This window comes from Mesorhizobium sp. RSR565B (genome assembly GCF_054719465.1).
In genome coordinates, this window is the sequence record NZ_JBTTIE010000001.1 from 3,095,001 (window position 1) to 3,097,500 (window position 2,500).

A 2,500-nucleotide genomic window follows, 5' to 3' on the forward strand; every position below is an offset into this window, starting at 1 on the left:
ACGTATAGGGTCTGACGCCTGCCCGGTGCTGGAAGGTTAAGAGGAGGGGTGCAAGCTCTGAATCGAAGCCCCAGTAAACGGCGGCCGTAACTATAACGGTCCTAAGGTAGCGAAATTCCTTGTCGGGTAAGTTCCGACCTGCACGAATGGCGTAACGACTTCCCCGCTGTCTCCAGCATAGACTCAGTGAAATTGAATTCCCCGTGAAGATGCGGGGTTCCTGCGGTTAGACGGAAAGACCCCGTGCACCTTTACTATAGCTTTACATTGGCATTCGTAGTGGCATGTGTAGGATAGGTGGTAGGCTTTGAAACCTGGGCGCCAGCTCAGGTGGAGCCACCCTTGAAATACCACCCTTATTACTATGGATGTCTAACCGCGGCCCGTTATCCGGGTCCGGGACAATGTATGGTGGGTAGTTTGACTGGGGCGGTCGCCTCCTAAAGAGTAACGGAGGCGCGCGATGGTGGGCTCAGAACGGTCGGAAATCGTTCGCTGAGTGCAATGGCATAAGCCTGCCTGACTGCGAGACTGACAAGTCGAGCAGAGACGAAAGTCGGTCATAGTGATCCGGTGGTCCCGCGTGGAAGGGCCATCGCTCAACGGATAAAAGGTACGCCGGGGATAACAGGCTGATGACCCCCAAGAGTCCATATCGACGGGGTTGTTTGGCACCTCGATGTCGACTCATCGCATCCTGGGGCTGGAGCAGGTCCCAAGGGTATGGCTGTTCGCCATTTAAAGCGGTACGTGAGTTGGGTTCAGAACGTCGTGAGACAGTTCGGTCCCTATCTGCCGTGGGTGTAGGAATATTGAAAGGATCTGTCCCTAGTACGAGAGGACCGGGATGGACGGATCTCTGGTGGACCTGTTGTGGCGCCAGCCGCATAGCAGGGTAGCTATATCCGGACGGGATAACCGCTGAAGGCATCTAAGCGGGAAACCCACCTTAAAACGAGTATTCCCTGAGAACCGTGGAAGACGACCACGTTGATAGGCCGGGTGTGGAAGAGCGGCAACGCTTGAAGCTTACCGGTACTAATAGTTCGATCGGCTTGATCGTTCTCATTCCTTATGCTCATCGTGAAACACGATGATCTGACCAGCGCTCACGCATGAGCGGCCCTTACAGGGCCTATGCTCCGCGAGGGCGCCGGAAAACCGGCGACGCGCAGTCGCGCTTGCGGGCTTACGCCCGTAAGCAAAACACAAACGTCGCCTTGGCACGAAAAAACAGCTTCTCGATATAACGTGCGTTTTGCCGACCTGGTGGTTATGGCGGAGCGGCTGCACCCGATCCCATTCCGAACTCGGCCGTGAAACGCTCCAGCGCTGATGGTACTTCGTCTCAAGACGCGGGAGAGTAGGTCGCTGCCAGGTCTGCAAAACGCACGTTGAACTCTCATCCGCAAACCGGATGAAACTGAAATCTTCTCTCTACGAAAAGGCCCGCCAAGGGATCACGGGCCGCGCAAGCGGCCCTTTCATTTGGTCAGCCATATACCTATGTGTAAGCCATCCTGTTCATAGGCCCAGGCTTACGTCCAGATAAGCAAGCAAACGCTTGCTTCAGATCCGGAGCAGGCAAGAGCTTGCCCTGGAGAGTCCGGAGCAAGCAAGAGCTTGCCCTGGAGAGTCCGGAGCAAGCAAGAGCTTGCCCTGGAGAGTCCGGAGCAAGCAAGAGCTTGCCCTGGAGGTGACGCGGGGTGGAGCAGCCCGGTAGCTCGTCAGGCTCATAACCTGAAGGTCACAGGTTCAAATCCTGTCCCCGCAACCAACATCAAAAACAGCCCGCTTCACGCGGGCTTTTTGCGTTCGGACCGCGATCTATGGCGATTTTAACCTGCACCAGGGGTCGGAAGCAGGCGAAGCCGACGCCGTGGGACAGAAAAGCCAAATCATGACCCCCAACCGCCCGCAGCTCGCAGGCCTTTTTGTTATTCGGCACCTTTGCCCACGCGAAGCCGGTTGGCTCCCGGCTCTGTCAGCGCGGCAACCGCCACGCGCCGGCGCGATGGTGACCGGACGCTTTGGACCCTGCAAAACCAGGCGACGAACCATTCTCTCGCCATCAGATCTTGGAAAACGAACCGTGATCGTGCGCTTCCAATCATTGCTATTATTGCTACCGGGCTTGATCGGCGCCATAATCTTCCAGGAGGTTGCCGTGCCCGACTACGCTCTGAACGAACCACTATGAGAGCTTCATCAGGAAGCAGCTCGAATCAGGCCGCTACAACAATGCCTGAGATGTTCGCGCCGGCCTACGTATGCTCGAGGATTTCGAGGCGGAGCGGGAGAGATGGCTGCGCGAGGAGGTTCCGGCGCGCCTGACCGAGCTCCGGCAGGATCCGGCTAAGGGCATCCCTGTCGAGACGGTTTTTTCGCGACTCGAGGCGCGTCATCACGCGAAGCAGGCGAAAGCCAAATAGGCAATGGAGTACCGCATTGTCTTCCACCCCAAGGCGGAACTGAACTCGGCCAGTTCTATGACGACGTA

The 2,500-nt window shown here is 57.0% G+C and carries 1 protein-coding gene, 1 tRNA gene and 2 rRNA genes (2 of these 4 only partly in view); 3 read left to right on the plus strand and 1 reads right to left on the minus strand.

Annotated features, from left to right (window positions below; genetic code table 11):
* The 3 genes from ACYG9R_RS15100 to ACYG9R_RS15110 all read left to right on the plus strand — a co-directional run.
* Positions 1-1,063 (plus strand): 23S ribosomal RNA (locus ACYG9R_RS15100); it begins 1,739 nt to the left of the window's first position.
* Between the two features lie 202 nt (positions 1,064-1,265).
* Positions 1,266-1,380 (plus strand): 5S ribosomal RNA (rrf, locus tag ACYG9R_RS15105).
* A gap of 320 nt (positions 1,381-1,700) precedes the next feature.
* Positions 1,701-1,777 (plus strand) — tRNA-Met (locus ACYG9R_RS15110).
* Between the two features lie 627 nt (positions 1,778-2,404).
* Here ACYG9R_RS15110 and ACYG9R_RS15115 read toward each other — a convergent pair.
* Positions 2,405-2,500, minus strand: the 3' portion of a protein-coding gene (locus ACYG9R_RS15115) for a hypothetical protein (protein WP_023699417.1). Its footprint extends 153 nt past the window's final position; only the last 96 of its 249 coding nucleotides appear in the window; its start codon lies off the right edge, out of view; the stop codon is at positions 2,405-2,407.